General features: G+C 65.3%; 19 protein-coding genes and 1 pseudogene. 6 read left to right on the forward strand and 14 right to left on the reverse strand.

Annotated elements, in window-relative coordinates; all coding sequences use genetic code 11:
* Window positions 1–46: 46 nt before the first annotated feature.
* Together Ga0080574_RS03745 and Ga0080574_RS03750 are read left to right on the forward strand one after the other, a co-directional pair.
* Window positions 47–898 carry a cation diffusion facilitator family transporter gene (locus Ga0080574_RS03745; RefSeq protein WP_007803328.1) on the forward strand — a complete coding sequence of 284 codons (852 nt, stop codon included), beginning with the start codon at window positions 47–49 and terminating at the stop codon, window positions 896–898.
* Between the two features lie 338 nt (window positions 899–1236).
* Window positions 1237–1800, forward strand: coding sequence for a GIY-YIG nuclease family protein (locus Ga0080574_RS03750; RefSeq protein WP_076695284.1), 564 nt, complete (start codon window positions 1237–1239; stop codon window positions 1798–1800).
* A gap of 284 nt (window positions 1801–2084) precedes the next feature.
* Here the strand turns inward: Ga0080574_RS03750 and Ga0080574_RS03755 are convergent, their stop codons facing one another.
* The 3 genes from Ga0080574_RS03755 to Ga0080574_RS03765 all read right to left on the reverse strand — a co-directional run bounded on the left by Ga0080574_RS03755 (window position 2085) and on the right by Ga0080574_RS03765 (window position 4421).
* Window positions 2085–2549 carry a hypothetical protein gene (locus Ga0080574_RS03755; RefSeq protein ID WP_076695288.1) on the reverse strand — a complete coding sequence of 155 codons (465 nt, stop codon included), beginning with the start codon at window positions 2547–2549 and terminating at the stop codon, window positions 2085–2087.
* Between the two features lie 176 nt (window positions 2550–2725).
* Complete coding sequence (locus Ga0080574_RS03760) at window positions 2726–3463, reverse strand: helix-turn-helix transcriptional regulator (RefSeq protein ID WP_198039765.1); 738 nt, start codon at window positions 3461–3463, stop codon at window positions 2726–2728.
* A 412-nt stretch (window positions 3464–3875) separates the two neighbouring features.
* Window positions 3876–4421, reverse strand: coding sequence for a hypothetical protein (locus Ga0080574_RS03765; protein WP_076695292.1), 546 nt, complete (start codon window positions 4419–4421; stop codon window positions 3876–3878).
* 264 nt (window positions 4422–4685) lie between these two features.
* Here Ga0080574_RS03765 and Ga0080574_RS03770 point away from each other — a divergent pair, with 264 nt between their 5' ends.
* The 4 genes from Ga0080574_RS03770 (at window position 4686) to Ga0080574_RS03785 (ending at window position 8388) form a co-directional block, all read left to right on the forward strand.
* Window positions 4686–5762, forward strand: a complete 1077-nt coding sequence (locus Ga0080574_RS03770; protein ID WP_076695293.1) for a hypothetical protein — start codon at window positions 4686–4688, stop codon at window positions 5760–5762.
* 46 nt (window positions 5763–5808) lie between these two features.
* Window positions 5809–6441: a hypothetical protein gene (locus tag Ga0080574_RS03775; protein ID WP_198039766.1), complete on the forward strand. Its 633-nt coding sequence runs from the start codon at window positions 5809–5811 to the stop codon at window positions 6439–6441.
* 26 nt (window positions 6442–6467) lie between these two features.
* Complete coding sequence (locus Ga0080574_RS03780) at window positions 6468–6995, forward strand: hypothetical protein (protein WP_076695297.1); 528 nt, start codon at window positions 6468–6470, stop codon at window positions 6993–6995.
* 67 nt (window positions 6996–7062) lie between these two features.
* Window positions 7063–8388: a hypothetical protein gene (locus tag Ga0080574_RS03785; protein WP_076695299.1), complete on the forward strand. Its 1326-nt coding sequence runs from the start codon at window positions 7063–7065 to the stop codon at window positions 8386–8388.
* A 290-nt stretch (window positions 8389–8678) separates the two neighbouring features.
* On the opposite strand, the gene Ga0080574_RS03790 is transcribed toward Ga0080574_RS03785, so the two are convergent.
* From Ga0080574_RS03790 to Ga0080574_RS03835, 11 genes and pseudogenes are all read right to left on the reverse strand, one after another.
* Window positions 8679–9605 carry a DUF2493 domain-containing protein gene (locus Ga0080574_RS03790; RefSeq protein ID WP_076695301.1) on the reverse strand — a complete coding sequence of 309 codons (927 nt, stop codon included), beginning with the start codon at window positions 9603–9605 and terminating at the stop codon, window positions 8679–8681.
* A 307-nt stretch (window positions 9606–9912) separates the two neighbouring features.
* Window positions 9913–10959: a DUF7146 domain-containing protein gene (locus Ga0080574_RS03795; protein WP_076695303.1), complete on the reverse strand. Its 1047-nt coding sequence runs from the start codon at window positions 10957–10959 to the stop codon at window positions 9913–9915.
* Window positions 10959–15281, reverse strand: a complete 4323-nt coding sequence (locus Ga0080574_RS03800; RefSeq protein ID WP_076695305.1) for a strawberry notch family protein — start codon at window positions 15279–15281, stop codon at window positions 10959–10961. Before Ga0080574_RS03800 ends, Ga0080574_RS03795 begins: the two co-directional genes overlap by 1 nt.
* A gap of 151 nt (window positions 15282–15432) precedes the next feature.
* A pseudogene (locus Ga0080574_RS26820) lies at window positions 15433–15840 on the reverse strand (hypothetical protein); the annotation flags it as partial.
* A gap of 200 nt (window positions 15841–16040) precedes the next feature.
* Entirely contained in the window at window positions 16041–16205 is a 165-nt protein-coding gene (locus tag Ga0080574_RS25770) for a hypothetical protein (protein ID WP_156876264.1), read from the reverse strand.
* 416 nt (window positions 16206–16621) lie between these two features.
* Complete coding sequence (locus Ga0080574_RS03810; RefSeq protein WP_076695307.1) at window positions 16622–16927, reverse strand: hypothetical protein; 306 nt, start codon at window positions 16925–16927, stop codon at window positions 16622–16624.
* Window positions 16928–16992: 65 nt separating this feature from the next.
* Complete coding sequence (locus Ga0080574_RS03815; RefSeq protein ID WP_076695309.1) at window positions 16993–17214, reverse strand: hypothetical protein; 222 nt, start codon at window positions 17212–17214, stop codon at window positions 16993–16995.
* Between the two features lie 60 nt (window positions 17215–17274).
* Window positions 17275–19404: a ParB/RepB/Spo0J family partition protein gene (locus Ga0080574_RS03820; RefSeq protein WP_076695311.1), complete on the reverse strand. Its 2130-nt coding sequence runs from the start codon at window positions 19402–19404 to the stop codon at window positions 17275–17277.
* Between the two features lie 116 nt (window positions 19405–19520).
* The gene (gene radC, locus Ga0080574_RS03825) at window positions 19521–20009 is read right to left on the reverse strand and encodes a RadC family protein (RefSeq protein ID WP_076695313.1); all 489 of its coding nucleotides are present in this window, start codon (window positions 20007–20009) and stop codon (window positions 19521–19523) included.
* Window positions 20010–20119: 110 nt separating this feature from the next.
* Window positions 20120–20515 (reverse strand): DUF2958 domain-containing protein, encoded by a 396-nt coding sequence (locus Ga0080574_RS03830; protein WP_076695315.1) that lies wholly within the window; start codon window positions 20513–20515, stop codon window positions 20120–20122.
* Complete coding sequence (locus Ga0080574_RS03835; protein WP_076695317.1) at window positions 20512–21474, reverse strand: ArdC family protein; 963 nt, start codon at window positions 21472–21474, stop codon at window positions 20512–20514. The genes Ga0080574_RS03830 and Ga0080574_RS03835 overlap by 4 nt, the downstream gene beginning before the upstream one ends.
* Window positions 21475–21572 lie beyond the last annotated feature (98 nt).

Raw genomic sequence — 21572 nt, forward strand, 5'->3', positions numbered from 1 at the left:
CGTTAGCAGCGTACCTTTTCGCCCGCCACCACAAAAAGGATCGCACATGAGCCAGCCCGATAACAGCAAGTTGGCGACAGCCTCCTCCCCGATCCGAATGCGGGTGCAAGGCATGGACTGCGCGAAAGATGCCGCCGAGATCGAGCGCGCGGCCCGGTCTGCGGGCGTGGCCGAAGGCGACGTGAAAGTGTCCGCCGCCACCCACATCATGACATTGCGGATCGCGGACGGCGATCTGCCGAAAGTGCGGCCCGCGCTCGACGCGACCGGCTACGGTTTCGAGAAGATCGAGGACGGTGATACATCGTCCGATCCGGCCTACAAGGACCCGAGCTATCGCCGCGCGCTCTGGATCGTGGTCGCGCTCAATCTCGGATACGGCGTGGTCGAAATGTTCGGCGGGTTCTTGTCCGGTTCGCAGGCGCTGAAGGCAGACGCGCTCGATTTTCTGGGCGATGGTGCGATCACGTTTCTGGGCCTGCTCGCCATCGGCTGGAGCCTGACATGGCGGGCGCGGTCGGCGATGATCCAAGGCGTGTTTCTGGGCCTTCTGGGCCTTGGCGTTGTCGGCAGCACGCTCTGGCGTGTCCTCAACCAGACCACGCCAGAAGCCGGGTTGATGGGAGCCTTCGCGGTAGGTGCGCTGATCGTAAACATCCTCGCGGTGCTGCCGCTGCTAAAGCACCGCAAGGGTGATGCCAATATGCGAGCCGTCTGGCTGTTCTCTCGCAACGACGCCATCGGCAACCTCGCCGTGGTCATCGCCGCCGGGCTGGTCGCGTGGCTTGGCAGTGCATGGCCCGACCTGATCGTCGCGTTCGCGATCGCGGGGCTTTTCCTGCATTCGTCGTGGATGATCATCCGCGATGCCCGGAGTGACTTGGTGGAAGCTGACTAACTCCATCATGGTGCGACGCGCCGGACGAAAGCCGACATTCGCGCGCCCCGCAGCATCGGTGAGTCTGGGCTCGAAGCAGACTTGCGGCGGCGTAGCAAGCCCCACGCCCTGGCGCGCCAGGTCTGTGAGCGGCTTCGTCCCTGGGCTCTAAGCCGTCCTGCATCGGCGCGGCGCGGGCAATCCCTTGGTCGCTCTTGGCGCGACGTTAATTTCGGCTTTGAGAGGTCCTCCGAACCATGGCTTCGTCCAGGAAAGTCTCGCCATGGCGAGACTTTTTGCGCATCCCGACGCGCCCACCGCTATATCCAAGTCATCGCCCATAAAGGAGAGACTTGCCCATGATGCCCCCGACCGCTGCCCTGGAGGCCCTCACCACTGCCCCGCTCATCCGCCTTGAAAACGTGCCGCGCAATGTCCCTGGCCTTTACCTGCTGCATGATCATGAGCAGGTCCCGCGCTACGTCGGCAAGACGATGAACCTGCGGCACCGGGTCTGGAGTAACCACTGTGCCGGGGATGAGAACAGCCACAAGTTCGTGGCGGCCTACAATGCCGGCCGTCTTTGGCACAGCAGGAAGAATGCCCTGAGCGACGCGGGGGACGGCATGGTCGCCAAGGAGTTGCGGAAACTCCTGGCGCGGGAATTTTGCCGCGCCCGCGTCCTGCCTCTGCCGGCGATCAGCGAATACGACCTTGGTGTCCTGGAGGACAGGGTTCGGGCCATTGCGCCCGAACCGATGAATGACTGGAACGATATCAAGCAGATCCCGACCATGGAGCCCGTGGAGCTGGTCGACAGGCTCCTGGATCAAATCGGCTGGACCGCGGATCAGCGCGCCAAACTCGATCGCCAGGCCGCCCGGTGGGCAACCTGGAAGACCGGGGAACGCGCAGCCGCATGAGGCAGCTCGGACTGGGCGTGCGCCGATCTGCCCCGGGCTTACCCGGGGCGGATGCCTGTCAGGTGAGGACCAGATCGACCGCGTTCTCGCGTCCGTCCCGGCCGAACTGCGGGCTCGAACCGGTCATGCAGCGCTGCGGCTGGGCGCACACAGATCCCCAAGGTGCGCTGTCAATCCCGGCCCTTAACCGCCGTTCGACGGCGAACGCTGCCCTGGGCGCTTCCGTCCCAATTCAGCCATCCGCGTTTTCGGTTTGGCGCGCCCACGTTTGGCCTGTCCGCGGCTCAGCGCCCCGCGCGGCGGACAGTCAGATTGCCCATCTGATCACTTTCCACGAACAGCGCAGGAGGGCAGCTCCCCGATAGGCATCTGCCGGGATCGAAAACCCATCTCCGCGCCGCGCACCCATGCGCGGTCGTGCCGGCAATACTGCTGATCGTCCCATCTGAATTGCGGACAATGTCATGCAGATGATCGGGCGGCAGCGGGAGTGTCAGCGGAAAGTCACGGGCCCAGCTGCTCTCGACATCATCAAACGGAAAAACGCGCTGATGCGGAGGGATATCGGCCGGGTAGGTCACCGGGAAGACCGTGCGGCAGCTGTCGCCCTCCGGTACCTGCCTGATGCTGAAGACGATGGCCTCGTCACTGAGACCGGTGGTCTCATTGTCCGGAGCAGTGGTTTGTTGCGCTTTGCATGCGGCAAGAAGTGCCAGCGTGACCACGATCGCAGAGCCTGCAAGTCTCATTCGGAGTCCCTCTTCTTGCCCGCCCCGGCCGACCCGAAGGCCAATTGCGCCCAAGACAGCGATGCCAAGCCTTGCACACGGGCGACGCTGAATACCCGGACCCGTCCGGACAAGCCGTCAATTCGGACGACACGCATAGGGGCGTGTTCGGCGCAGTCACGGCCCGTCACCGGAACTCAGATCCATCCGCGCCGAATGGCACGAGCGACTGCCGCCGTACGGTTTGAAGTATCGAGCTTGATCTGGGCGCGGGTCAGGTATTCGCGGACACTGCGCTCCGAAAGGCGCAGTGTATCGGCAACGGCGCCGGTCTGCGCCCCTTCGGCGAAGAGGGCCAGGACCTGCCGCTCCCGCAGCGATAGCGCCGGACCCTCGCCCGGATCGGTCAGGAGCGCCATGAAGGCCTGCCCCGCCATTTGAAGAACGGACGCATGGGATCGCATGAAATGGCCGGTCTCCGCCCTGTCTTCGTCGCCCCAGGCCGACAGGATCGACACTTTACCCGATCGAGGAGAGACAAGCGGCAAGGCAAGCGCGTGATATTGCCCCTGGCTTTCGACCAGGTGCCTGCAGATCGGCGTGAAGGCGGATTCGGCCGACCCGTCGAGGACATCCCGGTGCGAGATCATTAGCGGAGAGGTGAACCGCGAGAGGAACATCAGCGTCGGCCTGAGATGCCACAAGTCGGGATCGCTGGCGGTGCGCAGATCGCCGCGATAGCCTCGGACCTTTGCATCGTATTCCTCGTCCCAGATATGCCCGAAACTGTGGCGCGGCTGGTGGAACGGGTTTCTTTCGCTCAGGTCCAGCCCGTCATGCAGGGCGGTGCGGGAGAGGCCGGCCTTTGCAAGCTGGCGGGAGAACGCAGCCCAGGCAGCATCCGCGTCATCAGCCCAGGTGACCGCATCGGCCAAGCCTATGATATCCAGACGATGCATCTCGCGGAATACGTTAGCCAGTCGAGAACGCGTCGTCAAAACTGCCGACTTGGCGGCCTGGGGGGACAAGGACAGTGGCGACTTTGGCGCCTATGTGCAGGCCCACGTCGATCTTCTGCAACTGGCGGGTTCCCATTTCCTCGGGATGCTGGATGTGAAATCTCCCGTCGGGTCGGATGGGGGGGCGCATCAAACGGCCTTTCCGAACGCGAACGACAGGTGCTCGCACTCTACGCCCGGGGCTTCAGGCCGGCCGGCGCCGACGATCGTCTGCGCATCTCGGAACGGTCGGCCAACGAAGACGTGGCGCCGGCGCGCCGGAAGTGGCGGGCGCGGACGCGGGCCTAAGCCGTCGCACGGGCGACGATCCTCGAGCTTCTGTGCCCGGTCACTCGGTGAGGTCGGCCTCGCCCTCGATCGACACCTGCATCGTCGCGGGCCCGGCCCCGCCGTCCGACACGGGCTCGCCCATGTAGTCGACCTGCGTCAGCGTGGCGGTGATCGAGAACGCCACGTGGTCGTCGTCGCGCTGCACCTCTGCGCTTTCGATCACGCGCGACGTGTCCCCTGTCCCGAACTCCCACAAAGTCTGGGGCGGGTCGTCCGGCAGGGTGACGCTCAGGCTGGTGATCGTGGACCGCGCCTGCGGGCCGGAGATCGACAGCGCGACACCGGGGTCTTCCCAGCTCTCACCCGGCTCGCCCGAGAATGCCTCGATCGAAACGGTCGACGTGGGGCCGACGACGATCTTCTTCGCGTAGCTTTCGTCGTTCTCGGCGTCATAGGGCACCCAGAGATCGAAACTCTCGCCGTCGATGACGGCCGTCGCGGTGCCGGCCACCTCGTAGTCGGCGGCCGCGAGGGGCGTCGCCGCGACCGTCACCAGGGCAAGGCCCCAGCATGCAGCCGGTCGAAAATCTGCGAGTCTGGTCATGGCGAAGCTCCTCTGTTCTCTCTGCGCCGCATCCCCGGCCGCCGCGAGAGCGTCACCGATGGCGGCCTGCAACGCTCTGATCGCCCGTTCGCCGGGAACGGCGCCGGGCACCGTCGCAAGTCGTATGACCGTCGCGCAAGTCGTCCGTTTTGACGACACGACAGAGGGTGCCCGATTTGCAAGGGATTAGATCAAGAACATAGCCTTTGCGCATCGGGATCGTTCACGGCGGCCCCGCACCGTGGCGCCAAAGAGCGAGGGTCCATGAATGTAATCGAAAAAACGCCCACGCGCCTGGTGATCCGTGGCTGGAAGACAGGCGCATTCTTCATGGCAGCGGTGCTGATCGGGTTTCCGATCGGAATGTACTTTCTCATGGTCCGGGACGAGCCGGCCACAATCTGGATAAACCTGTTTGCCGCTGCAATCTGCGTTGCGCTTCTCATCCGCATGGTTTTCCGCGAAAGGATCACGTTCGACGCCGTGAAAGGCGAGGTCGTCTTCGATCAACGCCTGCTGCTCCGCCGAAAACATCGGACCGCGGCCCTGACGCCCGTCAGCCGTGTCGAGATCGACAGCACCACCACATCCGACAACAGACCAAAGCGGCGCCTGGTTCTCGTGACCGGCCACGAGCGGACGCCCTTCACCGAGCTCTATTCCAGCGGGAAGTTCGACAAGGAACAGACGCTTCTGAACGACTGGCTGCAGGAGGTCTTCGCCGACACCTGGCGTCAGGACGCCGCGCGCCTGCGCGCCGCCCCGCGGGCCGAGGCGGACGAGGATGTGGCCGGGGGGATCAGGCGGGTCCGGCACTCCGGAACGGGCCTCACGATCCACGTGCCGCGGGACTGGAGCGCCGCGGTCAGCGAGGACAAGAGCGGGCCGCTGATCCTCTTCGGCGTCACGCTGCTGCAGCGCCTCGACCGGCCCGGCCCCAGGCGGGGCGTCGATGAGGGCGGGCAATGGAATACCCTGCTCGTGGGCGGCGCCGAGGATGCGGGGCTGAAGCTGACGGTGCATGACGGCCCACTGACGCAGACCCTGACCGAAAACCTCGAAGGCCCATGGTCGAAGCAATGGGGCGCCGAGGTTCTCCAGACCAAACCGGAGGTCGAGATCGGGTCCATGCGGGGGTTCTCGGTCGCGCGTCACATCCCCGCCGGCGCCACCGTGCCGACCTTCGGCAAGGTCTCGGAGCCCTGCGCGACGCGCCAGCTCTGGCTGGGCGCCGCCACCCTCCACGTCGAAGTCGTCGGGCTGGCCCGGGTGGACCATCCCGACATCCAGTATGCGATCGACGCGATGTTCGCCTCGATCCGCGCCCCCGGTTCGGCATGAGACAGGACATGGGACCGCGCGCCACCACAAATTCCGGAGCAACATGATGCACCCCCGACCCTCTCTGCCGACCCTCTCGATCCTGGCCGCCCTTCTCGCGCCGCCGGCTCTCGCCCAGCAGGAGCCCACCTCCGAATATCTCTGCGGCGAGGATCGCTTCATGGACCAGTCCATGCTGGAATCGCTTCTGACCGGTCGCTGGGAGGCGCATCTCGGAGCCGGCTACGCGATCGCCGGACCCACCGTCATCGCCCACCCCGCCGATCCGGACGCGCATTTCGGCACCCTCGACAAGCAGGAGGACGGTCTTGTCCTGATCCCCGAGGAGGGCGGCGTGGTGCTCGACCTCGATTGGGTCACGGACCAGACCTGGCGCTTCGACCGCGAGCCATCGCTGCCCGAAGGGGTGCAGGTGGCGAACGGCACCGACCTGCCGATCCTGCCCTTCAGCAGCGACGAAGTCGGCGACCTGGTTGGCTGCGACATCAACGAACTGCCCCGGCTGGTGGGGACCGGAGCGGCCGTCATCGACGGCGTGACGATGGAGTTCACCTATCGCCTCATGCTCGTCAGCTACAAGGAGTTCGCCGGCTTCCAGGAAGTTCGTGCGACAGCGCACGGCATCCCCGTCTTCGAGCGCCGGCCCGTCATGATGATCCTGCAATTCGAGTCCGATTGATACGCGTTCAAAGAAGGAGACTGCTCATGACCCTCCCGCCTCTCACCCGAACCGCGCCGGCGGCCGGGCTGGCCCTGGCAACCTGCCTCGCGCTCGCCGCCTGCGTTCCCGAAACCTCGTCCGAGAGCGCGCGCCCCGCCCCGCCGGAGGCCGCGCCGAACGCTGATGCGGTCGTTCTGAGCGCGCGGCAGGTCGCGGGATCCGCCAAAGGCGCCACCTCCGGATGCCGCGTGCGGTTTCCGATCACCTATCCCGCCGACGTGCCACCTCATGCGCGCCAGATCAGGGTCTTTCGGGTGGATGCTCCGACGGACCTCGACAACACGGTCTATGACGACGCCTGGCGCTTTCCGATCTCGCCCGACCGCCCCTACCTGACCTCGAACGCCGACGGCACGATCACCTGGCGCGGCTTCGGCAAGAGCTTCGCGCCCTGCCAGCATACCTCCTGGGTGGTCGAGATCGGGCAATGCGTCTCCGGCGACTGCCCGCCCGCGACCTTCTATCCGAGCCGGGACATGGGCGATATCTCGGTCGAGCTCCGGCGGCGCTGACCTTCGTCGGGATGACTGTCGCCGGCAGCACTGTCCCTGGACGAACCGACATCGGGGGAAGTCTTGAATGAAGGGTCTTTCTGGTCTCGCGTGCGCAGCTCTCGCGATCTGGCTGTCCGGGACGGTCTCCGCCATGGCGCAGGGGGACCTGCTGGGTCCTGACCCGCTCCCTCCCGACATCGCGGGATTGCCGGCGCCATCCGAATTGCGCCGCTTTCCTGAATGCTCCTGCCAGCAGGCGGACTTTCCGCCGTTGGGACGCTGGCGCATCGAAATGCAGAGCGGCACCTCCCAGGACCTGGCGGATTCGCTGATCGGCGCGAACGCTTTGACCCCGGCGGCGCTGGATTTCTACAGTCGGGATACGGGCCTCACGCGACCGCTCTGCGGTGAACGGATCGCCTTTCCCGGCGGGGTCCAGCTGCCCCTGACCGACGGGATGCAATTCGAGCGCAAGGGGAGCGGTGGCGGCTACGTCCTCGCCAAAGAGTCAGCCGGCCCGGCCCTCGACGGTGACCTGAGCTTTGCCCGCGGCGCTGACGGGGAGATGTCGCGCGGAAGCGGAGAGGTCACCGCCTTGGTGCCGGGCAATTTTGCATGGGAGGGCCGGTTCGACCTGGTCCTGCAGTCCCCCGAAGAGCCGGGGATGGTCCCCAGCGCACCGATGGCGAGGGCCGAGGGCCTGACCGGGCGCGGCCTCGAGACATGGTCGGATCTGCCATGCTGGTGCCGCGAAATCGAGTGGCGCTACGGCACAGCCTATGCCGCGGTCAGCGCCTACGGGAGTTCGGCGCTTCTGGCTGCGGCTCGGGCAGCCGGCGCAGCCGGCGTATCGCCGGGAGAGGCCAGGCTGGCCGGCCCGGACGCCCTGGCGGGCATCCGGGCCGGCCGCTTCAATCGCCGCACGATCCCCGCCGCGTTGCGCCCCACCCGACAGGTCACGAGCCATGAGGACGCGGTAAGGTGCGCCATCGGTCATCTGGTCTCGGGCGCACTCACGCCGGCGGACATCGCGTCCTGCGCGCTTCACGGCCCCACGCAGGACACTGGCACCGGTGACGATCCCCTGGGCGGCGGGACAAAAGTCGGGGCCACGACCGATGTTACCGATTGCAAGGTCTCGGTGCCGCGGATGGAGCCACCCCCGATAGAGGCCATGCTCCGAATCCACGAGGAAACGCATGCCGCCCAGTGCCGGGACCAGCATGCGCTCTATGCCCGGCGAAGCGATGTGTTGTCGGGGGTGTTTCGCGGACCGGGCCATTTCGCGGCCGCGGCACATAACGACCCCGGTATCAATGCGGCGGACGAGGTAGCGGCCTACGCTGCCGAAATGCGGTTCGCGCTCGATTTCTACGGCGCTCATTGCCGACCTATCCTCGATCACTTTTAGGGTGCATCGGATAGCTAATCCGACACCTATGCTCCGGGGATGGTATCCAATGCTCTGGGCAAGTGCGTCGGTGAGTTCGGACTTCGGTGGGGCTCGCTATCGGCGACATCCGCGTGACGTCTTGCGCGCACACCGAAGGACACATCATGCCTTTCGGCCCTGCCTGCGCAGTGCAGGCAAGGTGCGGGCCGCCCATGCCGGACATTGGTGCTTGGTGCAGCGAAGGTCCGCTCACCGCCCACCGTAACGGATGCAGGAAGCTGCGCGGTCATTTCGTGGAAGTGCAGCGCTCACGCGCTGCCCTCCGCGAGGCGGTAGACCGGGATGCCCATCTTGCGGGCCTTGTCGGCGAGGTTTTCCTGGATGCCCGTTCCGGGGAAGACGACGACCCCGATCGGCATCGCATCGAGGATCCGGTCGTTGCGCTTGAAGGGCGCAGCCTTGGAGTGTTTCGTCCAGTCCGGTTTGAAGGCGACCTCCGGCACCTTGCGATTGTTCGCCCAGGTGGCTGCGATGCGCTCGGCGCCTTTCGGGCTGCCCCCATGAAGGAGCACCATATCGGGGTGCTTGGCATGGACCTGATCGAGCCTGTCCCAGATCATGCGGTGATCGGCGGTGTCACCGCCCGAGAAGGCGATCTTCGTCCCGGCGGGTAGCAGTACCTCATTGTCGGCCCTGCGCTTTGCGGCGATGAAGTCACGGCTGTCGATCATGGCCGAGGTCATCTGGCGATGGTTGACCCGTGATCCGGAGCGCGGCGACCAGGGCGTGCCGGTGGTGCGCAGGTAAATGTCGGCAGCGGTGTCGCGGAAGGTCTCCATGCTGTCGCGGCGCTCGATCAGGTTTTGTCCGATGCCGATCAGGGTCTCCAACTGGACGGATTTCACCTCGCTTCCGTCCTGTTCGCGCTGAAGGCGCTTCTGCGCCTGCTCGTTGTCATCGAGTTTGCGTTCGATCCGTTCCACGGCGCGGTGGAAGGTGTTGACGGTGGACCACATGATCTCGTCGAGGTCGAAATCGAGGCTGGTGTCGGCCATGGTGGAAATCAGGGCATCGAAGATGTCGGCAACCGCGCCCTGGATGGCATTGTCCTCGGGCGTGATCCGGGGATCGGCCTCGCCCTCTGCTGGACGGTAGCCATAGAGTTCGAGCGCTTCGATGACATGGCCGGTGGGAGACGTGCTGTGATCGGGTTCGAATTCGTCATGGGCATACATGGGATGTGTCCTTCGGCTGGACCGCGACCGTCGCGGCCTTCATGGCGACGACAAGCCCACGGGCGCTCCGGTCTGGCAGCCCGAGCTCTTTGCGAGGGCCTTGATGGCAAAGCCCGGCTGATTTGTTTCGCGCTGTAAAGGCGGGCTTGCCCGCCGACGGAAATCAGTCGGGCGCCGCCATTGCCGGGCCGGAGCGTTTGTGGGCCGCTCGCTCTCTCAAGAAGGCCAAGGCGCGGTCCTCTTGCCGAGGTGCTACTATCCCTTGCCCATGGCGGGATCGTTTTTCCCAGATCACGGCCCTCTCTGGCTATGGCAACGGGACCATGAAGCGGCTGACGTCCTCGGGGGCGATCTGCACCCGGATCTGCGCCCGAAGCGCCTCCAGTCCGAAGCTGACGAGATCGTCGTTGAAATCTCCCAGCATGGGCGAAAGCGTGATCGCCTCGATCCCGGCTCCGATGGTCCTGTCCACCAGGCTGTCCCGTGCGGCGTCGCCTGCCGGATCGTTGTCGCGGACGATGTAGAGCCTGCGCAGATGCGGCGGGAACAGGATGGCGGAGAGATGCCCGGCCGAGAGTGCGGAGGCCATCGGCATCCTGGGCAATGCCTGCCGCAGCGAGAGGATGGTTTCGATCCCCTCGCCTGCCGCCATGACATCCTGCACCTCGCCAAACCGGACGGCGTTTCCGAGCAGGTCTCCCATCGCCTTTCTCGGCGGATAGACCGGCGCTTTCCCGGAACCGTCGCGGTGAAGCCAGGTGCGATGCGCGCCGGTGATCTTGCCATCGAGGCCGGTGACGGCGGCGATCATGGCGGGCCAGGTTTCGGTGGGACCATCACCCTCGGGGCGCCAATAGCAGTTTGGATGAAACCGCAGATTTGCGGTTCCGCGTAAATCCGCAATGCCGCGTATCCGTAAATACGCCTCTGCGAGACTGCCGGTGAGCGGTTGCGTCATGCGCCAGAGCCGGCGGGCCGCCTCGGTCGATCCGGATGGTGCTGGCGGTGTTCGGGATCGGCGGGAGTTTGGCACCGATTCAGGATGCGGTAGACTGAGGAAGCGGCGCGCTTCTTCGGCAATGTCGGCGAAGTCGATGAGGCCAAGACTTTCGCCGATCACGTCGAGCAGATCGCCATGCTCGCCGCTCTGGGCATCGGTCCATTTGCCAGCCGCACCCTTGCCGGTCTCTGGCCCGTTCAGACGGACGAACATCGAACGGCCGGGCGTGTTTCGCACATCCCCAACCTGCCAGTAATTGCCCTGCTTGCGCCCATTCGAGAGATAGTGGCGGCACACCGCCTCGGCCTGACGGGCGAGACGGTGTGCCAGTTCGGAAGCGTTGAGACGCGCCATTACGCGGCCTCCCGCTCACCGATGCGCTCCACCGGGAAGCGGTCAAGCAATTTACCGATGATCTCCGGTCCCGTTGCATCGACGGGCACGAAGAAGCGCAGTTTCCACGAGATGATCTCGCTGAAGAGGCCATAGGCCCGCAACCGGTCGCGCATCGCGTCAGTAAAGCCGGTCAGTTCGATCCGGTTGGCGCCCATGACCCGGACGCGGCGCAGTTGCAGCCCCTCGGTGAGATCAAGGATCGTTCGGCCTTCGATCAACGCGGCATAGGCGGCATCCGGCGTCAGGCTGCTGGTGACGCCGCTGGTCGAAGCATTGGCGGCCCATGCCGGCGAGACACGACGACCGATGATGCGTTCGCCCTCGTCAGTCTGGAGCCGATAGACGCGGGAGGAGTCTTGCGGCAAGCGTTTCCAGATCGGCAGAAGCAGCCCTGTCACCATATGCAGGATGCTGTCGGTGAACTCGGGAACCTCGGCCAGTTCCGCCTTCCAGGCCACGGTAAAAGCGGCACGGTCGGCCTCGATCCAGTGGGTTTCGCCCATCGCACGCACCGGAATGTTCATCGCCTCCATCGGTCGGATCAACCGCACGCGTCGTTCGATCTCGCCGTCGTCCAGCATCACGCTGGTGGTGGGGATCTGCACGGCGGCACGACCGGACCGCTCGTTCACAAGCAGCTTCGCCCGCGGAACATCCAGCTCCGCCAGCGCTGCATCGAGCGTGACCGGCTGATTGCGCTTGCGCTCGGTGAGCGTCAGGAGCCGGGTTTCTGCCCCTGTGCCCGGATGCGTGTGAATCACCTGCCGGTCTGTGACGATGAAGCTTTCGGCTTTCAGCGTTTCCAGCCCCATGTCATAGGTGCCGGATGCGATAGCCCCGTCGATCCGCGCCTGCAGAAGCTGTTCGAAGGCCGAGAACAGGATGCCCTGCAACTCAATGGTCAGCGCCAGCAGGCGGTTGAGGAAGGTGGTGATCGGCGGCAGTTCGTCCTTGATGCCGTTCGCATCCATCAGCTTCAGCCCGGTGGCGGACTCAAACCGTTCAAGCGAGCAGCCCTCGACCTTGCCGCGCACGATCAACAAGTAGAGCTGGCGCAGCGCATCGCGGGCATAGGCGGATTCCAGATTGTCCTCGGGCCGAAACAGGCCTTGACCACCGGTCTGGCGCTGCCCGCGGGTGATCGCGCCCAGCGTGTCGAGGCGACGGGCAATCGTGCTAAGGAAACGCTTCTCAGCCTTCACATCCGTGGCGATGGGTCGGAACAGCGGCGGCTGCGCCTGATTGGTGCGGTTGGTGCGCCCGAGCCCCTGAATGGCGGCATCCGCCTTCCAGCCCGGCTCCAGCAGGTAGTGCACCCGCAGCCGCTGGTTCCGCGCCGAGAGGTCCGCGTGATAGCTGCGCCCGGTGCCCCCGGCATCAGAAAAGACAAGAATGCGCTTCTGGTCATCCATGAAGGCCGAGGTCTCTGCCAGGTTTGCGGACGGTGCACGGTTCTCGACCGCCAGACGCGCCGATGCGCCATCGCCCTTGCGCACGATGCGCCGGGACCGCCCCGTAACCTCGGCCACCAGGTCGGTGCCGAAGCGCTGGACGATCTGATCGAGTGCTCCCGGCACGGGCGGAAGCGACCCGAGCTGCTCCAGCATCTCATCGCGCCGGACGACGGCTTCTCGGCTCTCGACCGGCTGACCATCCCGGAACACCGGCCGCGAGGAGAGATTGCCTTCGCTGTCGGTGAAGGGCTCGTAGAGCTGGACCGGGAAGGAATGCTGCAAATACGAGCCGACATATTCCCGCGGCGTGACATCGACGGAAATGTCATTCCATTCCTCGGTGGGGATTTCTGCCAGCCGCCGTTCCATCAGCGCCTCGCCGGTGGAGACGATCTGGATGACGGCGGCATGGCCCGCCTCCAGATCGGCCTCGATCGAGCGGATCAGCGTCGGCGTCTTCATCGAGGTCAGCAGATGGCCGAAGAAACGCTGCTTGGTGCTCTCGAAGGCCGACCGCGCGGCCGATTTGGCCTGCCGGTTCAGCGTGCCTTCACTGCCGGTGATGTTGGCCGCCTCCATCGCCGCGTCCAGGTTTCCATGGATCACGGCGAATGCGGCCGCGTAAGCATCGTAGATGCGGCGCTGCTCGTCGGTGAGCTTGTGCTCGACCAGTTCATATTCGACGCCGTCATAGGAGAGCGAGCGGGCGGTGTAGAGGCCGAGAGAACGCAAATCCCGGGCCAGCACCTCCATCGCCGCCACACCGCCAGCCTCGATCGCCTCGACGAACTCGGCGCGGGTCTGAAACGGGAAATCCTCGCCACCCCAGAGACCGAGACGCTGCGCATAGGCGAGGTTGTGAACGGTCGTGGCTCCTGTCGCCGAGACATAGACCACGCGCGCATCCGGCAGTGCATGCTGGAGCCGCAGGCCTGCGCGTCCCTGCTGCGAGGCGGCGATATCACCGCGGTCTCCCTTGCCGCCACCGGCATTCTGCATCGCATGGCTCTCGTCGAAGATGATGACCCCATCGAAATCCGAGCCCAACCATTCGACGATCTGCTTCACGCGCGAAACCTTCTCTCCGCGGTCATCGGAGCGTAGCGTGGCATAGGTGGTGAACAGGATGCCTTCCGACAGCGTGATCTTTGCGCCTTGAGGGAAGCGCGACAGAGGCGTGACCAGCAAGCGTTCCATGCCGAGCGCCGACCAGTCGCGCTGCGCGTCTTCGATCAGCTTGTCGGATTTGGAGATCCAGACCGCCTTGCGCCGACTGCGAAGCCAGTTGTCGAGAATGATGGCGGCCGACTGGCGGCCCTTGCCAGCGCCGGTTCCATCACCGAGCATGAAGCCCCGGCGGAAGCGGACAGCACCGGCGGCATCCTCGGCGGCGGCGCGCACGCTGTCGAAATGTTCGTCCACGGTCCATGCGCCGGCGAGGTGATCGGCATGGGCTTCCCCTGCATAGATCACCGTTTCCAACTGCGCGTCCGACAGACGCGCGCAGATGTCAGCGGGCAGCATGGGCCGGTAGGACGGTTTTGGCGGCGCGACCGAGGCCATGGCAGCGGATTGCACCAGCCTGGTCGGGTGCGGCTTGGCGCCGGGGATGCGCAGCGATTGCAGCGCATATTCCTCATAGATCGCGTCCGACAAGCGCGCGCCCTCGGGCGGCGCCCAGTCCACGGTCTCATACTCGAGCTCCACCCCCTCGGGATCGGACGCTGGTGCAGCGGCGGGTCGGGACGCTGTGGCGCGAGCAAGATATCCGCGCACGGTCTTCGGGGCAGCCGCCGGCACGGGAGAAGCGACTTTCGGCAGCGACACCGGCAAGCGTGGTGGAAGCTGGCTTTCGATCCAGCCGAGCAGCGTGACAACGTCGGGTGCGGTTCCTGCCGAGGCCGGGAAGACTGACGGATCGTCGGCGGGCAACTTGTCGATGACGGTCAGCCGCGTGTCGATGCGGGTGCCATGCCTGGAAAAGACCGCGCCATCGATGGCCGCGGTGAAGACCACGCGGCCACGGTCCTGCAAGCGCATGAAGGCATCGCGCCAGGCCTGTGCTTTCGGTCCGAAGTTCGCGCCGGTGATCGTCACCAGCCGGCCGCCCGGAGCAAGCCGGGCCAGCGCCGAGGCAATATGGCGAAGGGAAGCATCCGCCATCCGTCCCTCGACATTGGCCATGACCGAGAAAGGCGGGTTCATCAGCACCACGGACGGCACAGCCTTCGGGGTCAGATGATCGTCGATCTGGGCGGCGTCGAACCGGGTGACGGGAAAGGCCGGAAAGAGGGAAGAGAGAAGATCGGCGCGGGTCTCGGCGAGTTCGTTGAGGATCAGCGAACCGCCGAAGCTCTGAGCGAGGATCGCCATCAGGCCGGTGCCAGCCGAGGGCTCCAGTACCACATCGTCCGGCGTGATCGCGGCCGCCGCCAACGCGGCAAGGCCGAGTGGCAGAGGCGTGCTGAACTGCTGGAAGCTCTGACTTGCTTCGGAGCGGCGGGTCTGCGTCGGTAGTAACCCCGCGATCTTCGCCAGAGGACCGAGCCGGGACGCCGGAGAGGCGGCTTTGCGGAAAAGCGCCTTTCCGTATTTGCGCAGGAACAGAACCGTGGCGACCTCGCAGGCCTCATTGGCGAGCTTCCAGTCCCAGGCGCCGGTGGCGTCGGAGGCGCCGAAAGCGCTTTCCATCGCATCGCGCAGGATCGCGGCATCCACACGCTGGCCACGTTCGAGATGGGGAAGCAGGAGATTGGCGGCGGCCAGGATCGCGGGCGCGGCCGTTAGCGGCGCGATCGGATCGGTCACGGGAGACGAAATGTTCATGTCGGGAAACCTCGGAGAGCGGGAACGGGAGGACCCGGACGGCGCTCTCTCTCGACCACCCGGACTCAACCCGTCCCGGCACCTCTCTGACTCTGGAAACGACGACATTAACAAAGCGCCCCGACCGGATGGTGGGGGCGCTTGTCAGGATCAGGCGGCTGGCCTCGGTCACGATCATGCGTGCTTCGGCATCGGATGCGACCGGCTGTTGCCAAAGGATAATGCTGGCGCGGATTTCGCCGGCGAGGACCAGGCGCTGATCGCGGTCCTGAATGAGCATGATGCGCGGTTGGAAATACGGAAAACTGTCCGGCCCCGTGCAAATATCACCGCGCGACAGGCGCAAGGCCGCAGCCTGTATAGCCTGTTCCGGTGACGGGCATTCTCCAAGCGGGATCACGCGATCGAAACTGTTCGCCACGTCACTGGCGTCATAACTGGCCACGCCAAGGCACGAGATGAGCAGCGGCAGCTTTTGCGACCGATAAAGCGCGGGCAGAACATCGGCAGCCAGAATCTGGCCGATGGAACGGAAGGTTTCGGAACGGGCAAAGGTCATCGGGATCACTCCATGACGGGCGCTGGCGAGCCTCTCTCTCCAGCCCTCAACCCGTCACGGCCGAAAGGCCCGCACTCTTCCTCTCTGACCGGGATTGTTCCCGGTTCCGCTGCCGACGATGGGGGACCATCGTGAGGCACTGAAGGCCCGAAGCGCGGGTATCCGTGCTCGGGCCGTTTGGGATGAGGCGCTGTCGCGCCTCAGGCCCATGGATCCAGTTCCAGCTTCACCATGTCCTCATCGCCGTCGAACTCGTCGGCGGGCATGGCGCCGTGGGTTCCGTCCCCGGCCTGGAACACGACGATCACGACCATCAGAGTGGTGGCGAGGCTGGCGGCGAAAGCGGTGGCATCTGCATAGGACATCGGGATTGGCTCCTGTCACTGGAGGCGGGGGACCATCCCCCGCGCGACAGGCGCCCGACGTGTCTGACCGGATCTGCACTCACCCTCGGGCGTTCGGACTTTTTCCGAATCCCCGAGGGCGGCACGCGTGCGTAAGCCGACCCCTCCGGGGTTGAATGCCAAAGAAACGGATCAGACCGAGGTTAGCGAATGGAAGCGGGGGTGGTGTCTTGCATCCGACAGGCGCCGGAGACCCCCACTGCAGATGTTTCGCCGTGCCAGCCTCGCAGCCACGCCGGCATCAGAAGCGTGTTCCAGGCCGGGGGCGGAATCCGATGCCCAACATGATGAGCGGCAGCATGATGAAGCTGGAACTGGAGCCATGTAGGCCGATGACATGACGACGGTCGCTGATATCGTCGGACGTGGACGGGCCTTCAGTCCCAGAGCCCATCGGCGATCTCGCGGGCGATCATGGCGCGCGCGGTCATCATCACGTCGTCACCGCTGGTGTCGATATGACCGTAGAAGCGGGCATGACCGCCGTTCGCGGTCCAATCGGCGTAGCGGCAATATTCGCGGGCTTCGAGACGGAAGGCGCGCATGTCGTCCGCCCAATGCGGCTTCGGCTCCACCACCACAGTGATGCCATCGCGCGTCTCCTCCCAGGGCAGCGTGCGTTCGGATGGCGGACTGGCGCAATCCTCGCGGAATATCCGGTCGATATCGATCATTGCAGGCATCAGGGTTCTCCAAAGAAAAAGCCCGGTCACGAGGACCGGGCAAGTTGCGGAAACGGAAATCGGGATCAGTAGCCGAAGCGCCAGGACGGCCATGCCTGTCCGTCATTGGCGTCGGTGACGGCCTGGGCAAGCAGGTCGCCGTCACCTTCGATCAGCGTGGGATCGCGGATCGGGGTTTCGTCGATGACGACGACGTCGGCGACGATGCCGTCCTCGACCTCGACATGCACGGGGACGAGATAGGAAAAGACGATGCGCCGATTGGACGCGTCGCGTTTGAAAGTCATGGGGATCTCCCAAAACTGAGGAAAGCAATGCGGGGCGACCCTGGACGTCCCGCGTGAGGATCATTCCGCGGCGGCCATGCTCTGCGGGTCTTCGTCCCCGGGAGCTTCGTCCTCTTCGCCGTCTCCGGCGAGGAACTCGGGCAGATCGTCCGCGTCCGCGTCGATCCCGGCATCCGCATCGACCTCGGCATCGGGATCCACCAGGCGCAGCGGTTCAGGCAGCCAGCGGGTTTCGGCCAGCAGGCGCTCGGCCTCCGTAGCCATGTCACCCTTCTTCAGATGGTCGATGAGTTGGGCCGCGCGGTCTCCGGCGCCCTCGCGCACTGCCTCGATGATCCGCGGCTTGGTCACGCGGCCAAGATAGTTGCCGACGGTCGGCCGCCACCCCACGGCCACCATGTCTAGGCCCGTCGCCCGCGCCAGCCGGTCGGCCTGGGACAAGCGCACATCGAGCCCATGCTGGCTGACGCCCATACTGCCATAGGGGTTGGGCTTCTCGTGCAAGGCGTTAACGCCGAAGCTGACGCAATGGGCGAGCAACTCCATCCGGGTGTCGTCGTCCTGATCGGTCAGCCAGCCCCAGAGCGCCGCATCGTCGGCCGGGATATGATCGCCCCAGCGTTCATGCCGATCCTGGATGGACTTCGCCGAGACGCTTTCACCCAGATCCTCGGCCAGTGCAGGGAAGTGAACCTCCCGGACATGGGCTTCGAGGCACCCCCTGGTGGAGTGCGGCAGGAAGCAATCGGTGACCAGCCGGTGCAGCAATGCGGTCATCGCCACATGCGGGTTGGTGGCGACGGCATCGCGGAGCGCCAGCGTGCGGTGCGCGGTCAGCTCGCTGACGAGGCGATCGGGCAGAGGCCGGATGGTTTCGACCTCATCGTCCTCCTCGGGTTCGGTCGCCGTACCGCCCACCGTGATGACAGCGCGCTGCATACCACCGGCCTCGCCGCCCTCGGGAGAACACCCATCAGCACCCTGCCCTTCCTGACCTTCCATCGCCTCGTCGTCGGCACGGGCATAGCCGCGCTCGACGGCGAGCTGGCCGTCATGGCGGATGCTGACAAAGACTCCGGCACGGGCCATCTGATCCGCATCATAGCGCATCGGCCGGGCCTCGAAGGCCTCCAGTGCCCCCTCGATCTCGCCGAGGCGGGCATCAACCTCGTCGGGGAACTCGTCAGCCTCGGCATACTCCGCCTCCAGCGCGTCGAGCTCGTCCCGCAGCTTCTCACGCTCGGCACGCTCGTCGTCAGTCAGGTCGATGGTGGTGCCGGCCAGACGGCGCATGCCGCTGGTATGGCCATAGGGGAAGTCCACGGCGACCTCGATCCACTTCCAGCCCTCGGCGGCGATCATCTCCGCCTCAGCCTTCAGCTTCTCACCCACCAGCCGGTCGAGCAGCACCGGGTCCTGGAGCCAACCGCCATCGTCCTGCTGGAAGAGATCGCGCAGCACATAGCCGCCCGCCGCCTCGTAGGTCTCGATGCCGACGAAGAGCGCCCGTTTGTCGGAGGCCCGCACCGTGGTCTCGGTCAGCATGCGACGGATGGTATAGGGCTCCTTCTGCCAGCTATCCTTGATCGCCTCCCAGACCTGTTCCTGCCGGGCATGGTCGTCGGAGATTGTGAAGGCCATGAGCTGTTCCAGCGTCATGCCGTCCTCCGCATAGGTCTCGAGCAGCGCCGGCGAGACCGAAACCAGGCGCAGACGCTGCTTCACCACCTTGGCGTCGACGAAGAAGGCGGCGGCGATTTCCTCCTCGCTCATTCCCTTCTCGCGAAGGACCTGGAAAGCGCGGAACTGGTCGAGCGGATGCAGCGGCGCGCGCTCGATATTCTCGGCAAGCGAGACCTCGTCAATCAGGATATCGTCTCCGGCCTCCGAGACGATGCACGGCACCGGCGCGGTCTTGTTGAGGCGCTTCTGTTTGACCAAGAGTTCCAGCGCCCGGTAACGGCGGCCACCAGCCGGCACCTCGAAGAGGCCGGTCTCCTTGCCCTCCGCGTCGAGCTCGGGCCGGACATGCAGGGACTGGATCAACCCCCGGCGGGCGATGGACTCGACCAGTTCCTCGACTGAGATACCGGCTTTCACGCGCCGGACGTTGGACTGGCTGAGCACCAGCTTGTTGAAGGGGATGTCGCGCGAGGACGACAGGGTGATCTTCTGCGTGGCAGTGGCCATGTCAGGGTCTCCATGACGGACGCCGGGGAGCCTCTCTCTCCGGCAACCAGCCCGTCACGACCCCCCCACCCTCCTTTCTCTCTCATGGCCGAGCCGCGGATGAACGCGCAGACCCATCAGAGCTCGCCGCGGGCACGCAGACTGGTCTCCCGGCCAGCACCGGTGATGATGTGGTCGTGCAGCACTACCCCAAGGGACGCACAGGCGTTTCGGATTTCCGTGGTCATCGCGAGGTCGGCGGCCGAGGGCTCGGGATCTCCGGCCGGATGATTGTGGACGATGATCAGCGCCGAGGCATTGAGTGTCAGGCAGCGCCGCAGCACCTCCCGGGGATAGACCGGGACGTGATCGATGGTGCCGATGGCGAGGCACTCGTCTGAGATCAGCCGGTTCCTGCGGTCGAGATAGAGAACATGGAAGCGCTCCACATCGCCCCTGATGGTGAGGGCGCAATAGTCGAGCACCGCCTGCCAGGACGTCAGGACAGGGTTCTGATTGAGGTGGCGCAGCAGGATCTGCCGGGCCTCGTAGACCACGGCCTGTTCTTGGGCGGAGAATCGGAGTCTCTGCGCTTCGATGTCGGGTGTTCTCGTGTTTCGTGTCATGGTGCTGTTCTCCAACGGGCAGTCGGCCGGGCGCCGAACTTTCACCGCGTCACGAGGAGAAGCGCCGCCCTCTTCCTTCGAAGAGCGCGGCGCAGAAGCTGCAGAACCCCTCAGGAACGCGGAGGCTCCGTGTCGGGTCGTGTCCCACCTGACAGGCGGCCCGAGCGAAATAGAAGGCGCTCGGCATCGCGAATGCTGCCGGTTTCGCGGGCGGACTTGGCCCAGACCGAGATCGGGAAATCGCCCGTGAACAGAAGATCCCGCTCGATACCCATGCCGAAGGGCAGCCGAATAGAGCGCAGTTCGTTGAGGCTCCAGGAGCCAAGTTCCGGGTAGCCAATGTCGGCCAGGCCAAACATGATGTCGCCGTCCTCGTCGAGCTCAGTCGCGAGCCAGACACCGGCGCCAAAGGGATTGAAGAACTTCACGACCGGAATGTGATCCTGATCACGATTGTGGCCATTCGCCAGCAAACGGCCACGCTGTGTGTCGGTCAGGAGGATCATGCCGCGGCCCTCCCTTCCGTCGGGGCCTGCCGCTCAACATCGGTGCTGTCGTCGGGCAGATGGGCCAGCAGCCAGTCGGCCGCCTTGCTGGCCTGCGAGGCGGCGCGGACGATCGCGCGGGAATCCTCGCGCATCACCTCCAGCCAGGAGCCGATATAATCGGCGTGGCGCACGGTCGGGACGATCCCGAGCAAGGCGCAACAGAACGCGCTTGAAATCTCGGCGATCAGTTCCTCGAAGGCGTATTTCTTCGTGCCGAAACTCCCCGAGAAGTCCCGCCCCAACCGTGAGGCATGTCCTGTCGCGTGCCCCATCTCGTGCAGGGCGGTTCGGTGCCAGTTGATCGGCTCGAAATAGGCCTGCGGAGGTGGCACCTGCACGTAATCGAGCGCGGGAACATAGAAGGCGCGGTTTCCACCGATCCGGAAGTCGATGCCGGTCGCCGCGATCAATGCCTCGACCCGCGGCTCGATCAGCCCGAGCGGCGGTGGCGGTGCCTCGACGGCTATGTCGTCGGGCAGACCCTCGCATTGCGCCGCGTTGAACACGGTAAAGCGCTTCAGGAACGGGATGCTGCTTGCGTCTTCCCCTGTCTCCCGGGCGCGGCGCTTCTTGTCTTCAGGCGTGAAACGGTCGGCATAGACGACGGTTGTGCCCCGCTCACCCTTGCGGACATTGCCGCCGAGCGACAGCGCCTGGCGGAAGGTCAGCCAGTGCTGGGTTGGATAGCCCTGCTGGATCACGGCGCCCCAGAGGATCAGGACATTGATCCCGGAATACTGCCGACCCGTGCTGGCGTTGCGCGGCATGGCGAGCGGCGCTTGTGCCGCCGCAGTCCCCCAGGGCTGGACCCAGGGCAACCGGCCTTCCTCCAGCTCGGCGATGATCTTGTCGGTGATGTCGTCATAAAGGTTTGTGCGCGGACCGCTTTTGCGGGCTGCGCGATGCTCTCTGGCCATTGGAATGATCTCCGCGACAGGCGCCGGAGGCCTTTCCTCCAGCCCTCAACCCGTCACGGAAAACCCGCCCGCACTCTCACTCTCAGGGGGCGTTGCGG

The organism is Salipiger abyssi, from assembly GCF_001975705.1.
GTDB lineage: Bacteria > Pseudomonadota > Alphaproteobacteria > Rhodobacterales > Rhodobacteraceae > Salipiger > Salipiger abyssi.

Coding starts and splice junctions, on each gene's coding strand:
- Ga0080574_RS03745 (WP_007803328.1), top strand. CDS start 47: ATGAGCCAGCCCGATAACAGCAAGTTGGCGACAGCCTCCTCCCCGATC.
- Ga0080574_RS03750 (WP_076695284.1), top strand. CDS start 1,237: ATGATGCCCCCGACCGCTGCCCTGGAGGCCCTCACCACTGCCCCGCTC.
- Ga0080574_RS03755 (WP_076695288.1), bottom strand. CDS start 2,549: ATGAGACTTGCAGGCTCTGCGATCGTGGTCACGCTGGCACTTCTTGCC.
- Ga0080574_RS03765 (WP_076695292.1), bottom strand. CDS start 4,421: ATGACCAGACTCGCAGATTTTCGACCGGCTGCATGCTGGGGCCTTGCC.
- Ga0080574_RS03770 (WP_076695293.1), top strand. CDS start 4,686: ATGAATGTAATCGAAAAAACGCCCACGCGCCTGGTGATCCGTGGCTGG.
- Ga0080574_RS03775 (WP_198039766.1), top strand. CDS start 5,809: ATGCACCCCCGACCCTCTCTGCCGACCCTCTCGATCCTGGCCGCCCTT.
- Ga0080574_RS03780 (WP_076695297.1), top strand. CDS start 6,468: ATGACCCTCCCGCCTCTCACCCGAACCGCGCCGGCGGCCGGGCTGGCC.
- Ga0080574_RS03785 (WP_076695299.1), top strand. CDS start 7,063: ATGAAGGGTCTTTCTGGTCTCGCGTGCGCAGCTCTCGCGATCTGGCTG.
- Ga0080574_RS03790 (WP_076695301.1), bottom strand. CDS start 9,605: ATGTATGCCCATGACGAATTCGAACCCGATCACAGCACGTCTCCCACC.
- Ga0080574_RS03795 (WP_076695303.1), bottom strand. CDS start 10,959: ATGGCGCGTCTCAACGCTTCCGAACTGGCACACCGTCTCGCCCGTCAG.
- Ga0080574_RS03800 (WP_076695305.1), bottom strand. CDS start 15,281: ATGAACATTTCGTCTCCCGTGACCGATCCGATCGCGCCGCTAACGGCC.
- Ga0080574_RS25770 (WP_156876264.1), bottom strand. CDS start 16,205: ATGTCCTATGCAGATGCCACCGCTTTCGCCGCCAGCCTCGCCACCACT.
- Ga0080574_RS03810 (WP_076695307.1), bottom strand. CDS start 16,927: ATGCCTGCAATGATCGATATCGACCGGATATTCCGCGAGGATTGCGCC.
- Ga0080574_RS03815 (WP_076695309.1), bottom strand. CDS start 17,214: ATGACTTTCAAACGCGACGCGTCCAATCGGCGCATCGTCTTTTCCTAT.
- Ga0080574_RS03820 (WP_076695311.1), bottom strand. CDS start 19,404: ATGGCCACTGCCACGCAGAAGATCACCCTGTCGTCCTCGCGCGACATC.
- radC (WP_076695313.1), bottom strand. CDS start 20,009: ATGACACGAAACACGAGAACACCCGACATCGAAGCGCAGAGACTCCGA.
- Ga0080574_RS03830 (WP_076695315.1), bottom strand. CDS start 20,515: ATGATCCTCCTGACCGACACACAGCGTGGCCGTTTGCTGGCGAATGGC.
- Ga0080574_RS03835 (WP_076695317.1), bottom strand. CDS start 21,474: ATGGCCAGAGAGCATCGCGCAGCCCGCAAAAGCGGTCCGCGCACAAAC.